General features: G+C 49.6%; 2 protein-coding genes and 1 pseudogene. 2 read left to right on the forward strand and 1 reads right to left on the reverse strand.

What is annotated here, in order from left to right:
* Both PX636_RS10260 and PX636_RS10265 read left to right on the forward strand, forming a co-directional pair.
* A pseudogene (locus PX636_RS10260) lies at positions 1–1,118 on the forward strand (RNA-guided endonuclease InsQ/TnpB family protein); the annotation flags it as partial.
* 103 nt (positions 1,119–1,221) lie between these two features.
* Positions 1,222–5,091, forward strand: coding sequence for a peroxidase family protein (locus tag PX636_RS10265; RefSeq protein ID WP_288117035.1), 3,870 nt, complete (start codon positions 1,222–1,224; stop codon positions 5,089–5,091).
* A 253-nt stretch (positions 5,092–5,344) separates the two neighbouring features.
* Here PX636_RS10265 and PX636_RS10270 read toward each other — a convergent pair whose 3' ends face one another.
* A complete protein-coding gene (locus PX636_RS10270; protein ID WP_288117036.1) occupies positions 5,345–7,081 on the reverse strand; it encodes an IS1634 family transposase in 1,737 nt (578 codons plus the stop codon).
* Positions 7,082–7,127: the final 46 nt, after the last annotated feature.

Genomic DNA, 7,127 nt, shown 5'->3' on the forward strand with positions numbered 1-7,127 from the left:
ATAAGGGTGGGACAGTTTATTAGAAATAAGTGTCTAAGATTTTGGATGGACGCTACTAAAGAAGACAAAATCAACTATGCTACTTTGTGTAAATTAACTACCGAATTTCTAATAGTCCTGAATTTCCTTTTGTTGGTAAACTCAACTCTATGGCTCGTCAAGCAAGTGCCGAAAGAGCTTGGTTTTCTATATCCCGTTTTGACAACAATTGTCAAAGGGGTTTAGCGAAAAAAGGCTATCCTAAATTCAAAAAATTTTCAAGGTCTGTCGAGTACAAAACTTCTGGTTGGAAACTAACAGAAGACAAAAAGTTTATCCACATCACGGATAAAACAGGGATAGGAAAATTAAAGTTAATCGGTACTTTTAACCGTGAGATTCTCGATAAATCTACTATCAAAAGAGTCAGGCTTATTAAACGAGCCGATGGCTTTTATTGTCAATTTGTCTTAGACATTGAGAGAGTAGAAACCTTTGACTCTACAGGAAAAGAAGTAGGGATTGATTTAGGTTTAAACCATTTCTTAACTGACTCTAATGGGGATAAAATTGATAACCCACGGTTTCTTCGTAAGTCGGAAAAAAGACTAAAAAAGGCTCAACGTAAACTCTCAAAAAAGAAAAAGGGAAGCCAAAAAAGGTTAAAGCAGAAATCTAAAGTAGCTCGCCTTCATCTAAAAGTTTCTAGACAACGCCAAGATTTTGCCGTCAAGACAGCAAAAGCGTTAATCCAATCTAACGATTTGGTAGTCTATGAGGACTTGAAGGTATCTAATATGGTGAAAAATCCTAAGCTTGCTAAATCTATTTCAGATGCAAGTTGGTCAATGTTCACCGATTGGCTAGGCTACTTTGGAAAAATACACGGGAAGTTTGTGGTAGCGGTAAATCCACGATATACTAGCCAACAATGTTCTGATTGTGGCAATATTGTCAAGAAAACATTATCTGTAAGAACTCATGTTTGTTCTTGTGGGTGTGTCTTGGACAGGGATGAAAACGCCGCTATAAACATTCTCAATAAAGCAAATACTGTCGGGCGGACAGAAATTCAAGCCCTCGGACAGACTACCCACTGTCTATTAGGTGAAAGCCTAATAAATAAGGTAACTGGATGAACAGGGAATCCCTCGCTTTTAGCGATGGGAGCGTCAAATGGATGTCGGCTGTACCTCAGTGTGCCATAATGAATGTAGGAAAAGTATTGCACACTACCAAATCATGCCAAATCCCAATTTCGATTCGGTGATTGACACGTTCACAATCGACGATCTGTTTTTTCTCCGTTATCAATATCGCGTCTACAAGGAGTGGAACAACGATCCCCGTCTCGCCGTTCTGCCTGGCTTCAGTCCGGGTGTGACGGGTGCTAGGGCCACCAGCGGCATCCGCTTTGTCGATGGCACGGATCAATTGCGTTACCAGGTGGGTGGCGGCATCACCCCCATCTCGGCACCCTACCCCTTGTCCACCACAGATCCGAAATTCATGGCCGGGGCGACAGGCACACTGTTTCGCCGTCTCACCAGCCAGAGCTTCACGCAAGCCACGGGTGGTTTCACGATCAACTTCCAGACAGGAGCAGTCGTCTACGACCAAAACTATACGCTTGATTACAGCCTTCGCGGCTCTGCCAATCCCAGCAATCCCCACATCTTCGATGCCAGCCCCAGGCTGATCAGCAATCTGGTTTCCAATCAAAGCGGCAAGACAGCGCTGCAGGTGTTGGATGATCCCTACGCCAGGGAGTGGACCCAGGCTGGCACCCAGGCTGGCAAGCGGGTGAGCCAGAAAAACAACACCCGCCATGAAACCATTCTCACCGGTGGCAATGGGGTGAATGGCTCCAATACTGGGAATCCCCTGCCGAATTCAGGCTTTTTCGCCCTGTTTGGCCAATACAACGACCACGGCATGGATTTTCTCGCCAAGGGCAAGGATGGCAGCCTGCTGATCCCGCTGCTCCCTGGAGACAGCCTTTACACCCCTGGCTCGCCCACCAACTTCATGGCTCTCTCCCGCACCAACACCGTGCAGGTGGAGATCGGCGAGGGCAGCCGCGATGCCCTGGTGGCGGAGCTAGGCCTAGCGGGCTACAGCCGCCCCAGCCAATGGGATGTGGACAATGAGAACGCCGCCATCGGCACCAGCTTCACTGGCACCAGTGGGGGGACCTTGGTACTCAATGAGCAGCTGATCGTGATCAGTGCGGGTGCCACCCTCAACGATATAGTGACCACCATCAACAGCAAGGCGGCCTTCACCGGCGTGGTTGCCTCCACCACCACCAACGGCAGCAGCCAGAGCGTGCTGAAGCTCACCCCACGCAATGGCGAGAGCTTCAACCAGACCTCCGCCTTTTTTGATCTCAACCAGGTCTATGGCTCGGTGGAGAGCCATGCCATTTTCATGCGGGAATACAAGGGCAATGGTGAACTGACGGGCCGGCTGCTCGCAGATCCGCAAAACTCCACAGCCCGCTGGTTTGACCTGAAAAAGAATGCCGAGCGCATTGGCCTGACCTTGCGTGATCGCGATGTGCTGTCTGTACCCCTGGTGGAGATCATCCCCCAGGGCCAGCCCAATGCAGGCCGCTATGCCTTTGTGGTACTCGACAAGGTGTCGGGGCAGAAGAGCTACGTCTTTGATACGGCGGATGTCACGTCCAATCAGGTGCTGGCCAAGGCGGGTTCAGCGTTTCTGATCGATCTGGCCCGTGACTGGAAAGGAGATCCCCAGCCTGCCGGCAGCGATCCCTTCAAAGCCAACGGTGATCTGAAGGATCCCTCTCGGCTGAATGAACACGCTGTGGGCGGAGATGGGCGCCTGAATGAAAATATTGGTCTCACGGCAATGCATGAGATCTTTGTCACCACCCACAACAATATCCTGTCTCAGATCGAGGCCAATCTGGCCCAAAATGCCGGAAACAATGGTAATAACCAGGCCCTTTCCGGACAAGAGCTGTTTGAAATGGCCAAGCTGGCCAATGAAAACTTCTACCAACACCATGTGTTGCAGGAGTACGCGCGGCGCATTACCCCCAACCTGGGTGCATTCGCAGGTGCCAATGCGGGCAACAACAACAACGCCGGCTTCAATGCCAGCATCTTGGCGGAATTCGCCTCCAGCGCCTTTCGCTTCGGCCATTCCCAGCTCACCGAAACCGTGGCCCTCACCTCGGTGAACCAGCAAACGGGCCTGGCTAACCCCGGCGGGCAGATGGACATCCCGCTGCTGCAGGCCTTTCTCGCCCCCCAGATCTACACGCGCCACACAGCAGGGCAGATCGCCGCAGGGATGAGCCAGCAGGTGGGCAACGCCACCGATGAATTCATCACCAACACCCTTCAAAACGCCCTGGTGGGCCTGCCCTTGGATCTGGGTGCCCTCAACATCGCCCGCGGCCTGGATACCGGCATCACCTCCCTCAATGAGGCCCGTCGCCAGATTCAAACCTACCTTCGTGACGTACGCACCTCTCCAGGGGGCACCACCGGGTTGGTGCAGGCCAACAATGCCATTGACGCTAACCTGGCGGCCTTGGAGGCCAACCTGCGGCCCTATATCAGCTGGAAGGATTTTGGAGCCCATCTGCTTCATCCCGAATCTTTGAAGACGTTCATCATGGCCTACGCCCGCGATGCCATCCTCAGTGGCTATTCGGGCAATGCCAATCTCTCCTATTGGAATCAACTGCAAGCCAGTTCGGCTCCAGGCGCGGCAGCCACCTACGCCGCGGCCCTCTCCGCTGCGGCGGATTTGGCCATGGGGGATGACGCCTTCATGGGCCTGCTCTACAGCGGCAGCAGCTCGGATGCCCTCAATCCCTCAGCGCCGGTGAACACGCCCAGCGGCAACCAGGACTTCCAAAATATCTCCCTCTGGCTGGGGGGATTGGCAGAGGCCAAAACCCCCGGCGGTATGCTTGGCCCCACCCATGATTTCATCTATGCCTACCAGATGCAGCAACTGCAGCGGGGTGATGAAACCTACTACCTGAGCAAGCTGGCTGCCACGGATCTGGTGGAGGAAATCAAGGGCAAGACGGTGGCCGACATGGTGATGGCTGCCACGGGAGTGAAGCATCTCTACCACAAGATCTTTGCGGTGAATGATGCTGATTATGAGCGATCCCTGCAAAGCTTCAACACCTATTCTTCTGAAGCTTTATTGCTTCAGGCCACTCAGACGGTGGTAGATGTCACTGGAACTCAACGGCTGGTGGGCAGGGCAGGCTATGTGAATGGGGTGCTTGTCGGCAATGGTGGCAACTACCTTGATGCCCGCGGCGTGTTCAGTCCCAACGGGGAGGGCAAGGCCAGTGAGCTCTTTGGCGGCACCAACGGCTCCGATCAATTCAAGGGCTTGGCTGGGGATGACTGCATGTGGGGCGATGGAGGCGCGGACACCTTCTGGGCCGGCGATGACAATGACTTTGCCGATGGCGGTGAAGGACATGACACCATCTACGGTGAAAACGGCTTTGACATGTTGCGTGGGGATGCCGGCAACGATCAGATTTATGGCGGCACTGGCAACGACGATATGTATGGCGGAGAGGGCAACGACAGCCTCTTCGGTGAGGATGGCATCGATGATCTCAACGGCGGCAATGGCAACGACCTGGTCTCCGGTGGGCTGGGCAACGACCAGGTGAAGGGACAGGCGGGTAACGACACCCTCATCGGCGGCCAGGGGAACGACATCATCACAGGGGGGGGAGGAAACGATCTCTTCACCTTCAACGAGGCCCCAGGTCTTAATGGGGTGGATCAACTGCGGGACTTCAACTCCACTCTGGACAAACTGGTCTTCGACAAGAACGTCTACGCAGGCCTGAGCGGCTCCACCCTTACCGCAGCCCAGCTGCGGGCGGAGGCCGGGGCGACGGTGGCCACCACGGCGAGCCAGCGCTTCATCTACAACCTCTCCAACGGTGATCTGTTCTTTGATCCCGACGGCACTGGCGTTCTCGCGGTCACGCAGATCGCCAACCTGAACCGCTTCAATCCAGCTTTTCCCTCGGATGTGGCGTCGGCCAACGCGGTCTTCCCCAACCTGGTCAGCAGCAATTTCTTGCTGATCTGAGTGGCCTTGGAAGTGTAACAAATTATACTGAATTTTTTTACAATTCAGTATCGATTACGGCGGTTGCTTTATTTGTCTGGCACAGCTAATTCCTTAGTGGAGAATGTACCAGACCAATCCTGAAGCCGCCGTAGTTATTAAGAATATTGAACGCAATTATCAGCGTTTCAGAGACTATATTACTGGACTTCCCCGTTGACAAAAAGCCATAACCTATGCTGTAGGAGGGATTAAGAGAATTTCCGCCGCCCCGTTACTGGGTACAAATCAGGGAAACTCCCAATAAATCTAACGCTTTTTGTTGCAGTTGAGTCGGTCGAGTTATCTTAGAAAAACGATAACTTCCCTCCCTAATCGTACATTCCACTGTATTCAAGCAAATTGTCCCCAGGTCTTCCAACAAAGTCCGAAAACTATGCACAGGAAAGTTCTCTTGATTCCGTTTTTTTCTTTCCTTAGATTGCACCGATTCACTGCGACTCGCCTTAATCACATTCAGAGAACTATCATCAATTTCTTCATCCTCAAATAATAAAGGAGCCAAGCACTGTTTTAAATGCCATTCCACATAATAAGCCAACATACATAAAAAGATATGAGCTTTGACTCTATCACCCTTATAATGATAGATAGGACGTACCTTTAAATCAATTGACTTATAACAGCGAAATGCCTCCTCCACTTGAGACAAACTTTTATAAGCTTTAACCGTCGTCGCTGCATCCATCAAAGTTGACTCCAGAGAAGTTCTTAACACATACACACCATCCAAGGCCGTTTCTTGAGCGATTAATTCCAGCTTACGCTGATAAGAAAAGCCTTCTTCTGTTATCTCTAGGTTATAGTATTTATTGACCTTAAACTGATGAAGAACCTTGCCCACTCTCAAAGCTATCTTATCTTGACCCTTTAAAGCTCTTTTCTCCCTTTGAGTCGCCTGAACAATCAAATCTAGTTCCTTCTCTACCGCTTCTAATAATGCCTCTCTTTGTAGTTGATTTTTCTGGGCAATGAAGGGATTCCGACAAGCAATTAATCTTTCATCGGGATAATCTTCACTCTCAAATTCCACCAAGTTTACCTGCTCAAATAATCCTAATTGAATCACTTCTACCTCAGCCAGTTTCCGAATTTGAGGCTTAGTTAAACCAGTAATATAGTCTAATCCTTCTAGCGGTTTTACTAATTCCTTGATTTTCGAGTTGGTTAAAATTCCTCTATCGCTTACCCAGACCACATTCTCAATCCCCCAACCCTTTCTGACTTTCTCAATTTGTCCGCTTAAAGTAGCACCGTCTGAGGTGTTTCCTTCAAATACTTCTACCGCTATCGGACAACCCTTAGCTGAACAGAGCAACCCAAAAACTATCTGAGTTTTCCCTTTCTTTTTATCTCGATTATCACCATATTTTCCCAGTTCACAACCATTTCCTTCTAGGTAGGTAGAAGTGACATCATACAAGACTAATGTTCCTGATTCTAAGTGTTTAAGTGCTAGGTGCTTCTCAATTTTATCTTGTTTTTCTAATAACCAATCTAAGGCGTTATATAATTCGTCTTCATCGGCTTTCTCTAAGTCTAACAATTGTCCTAAACTCTGACTACAAGTCTCACTATTAAACCCTCTCGCTGTGGCTAGTTTCGATTTAGGATTGATGATTCTTGCCACAATCATCGCCACTACTAAGTTTCTGATTCGGGAGGATTTTTCACTGATTATTTTATCTAAACCTAATTTTTTAATCGTCTCTAAAATAGCCATCACATGACCATGAGGAAGACTTCTAATCACTTCAAAATGATTGGGAATGCCTTCAGTCATGGACAGTGTTGCCCCTTTAAGAGCCAGTTTCAAATTGTCGATAATATCATCGGGTAATTTTGAGAGATTGGCCAGGGTTCTTTTTTTGACTTGTTCTCCTTCTCGGTAGGACTCTCGAAGAAGAACAGCGGGGGGGGAATTACGGTTAGGAACTTTTTCTATATACATGACCACTATTTTAGCAAATGGAGAGAATTCTTGTCCATTAAGAAAT

The sequence above is a fragment of the Microcystis sp. M53598_WE2 genome, from assembly GCF_030067735.1.
Classification (GTDB): domain Bacteria; phylum Cyanobacteriota; class Cyanobacteriia; order Cyanobacteriales; family Microcystaceae; genus Microcystis; species Microcystis aeruginosa.

Bases quoted from the DNA above. Each gene is read 5' to 3' on its own strand.
- PX636_RS10265 (WP_288117035.1), top strand. From the start codon at position 1,222: ATGCCAAATCCCAATTTCGATTCGGTGATTGACACGTTCACAATCGAC.
- PX636_RS10270 (WP_288117036.1), bottom strand. From the start codon at position 7,081: ATGTATATAGAAAAAGTTCCTAACCGTAATTCCCCCCCCGCTGTTCTT.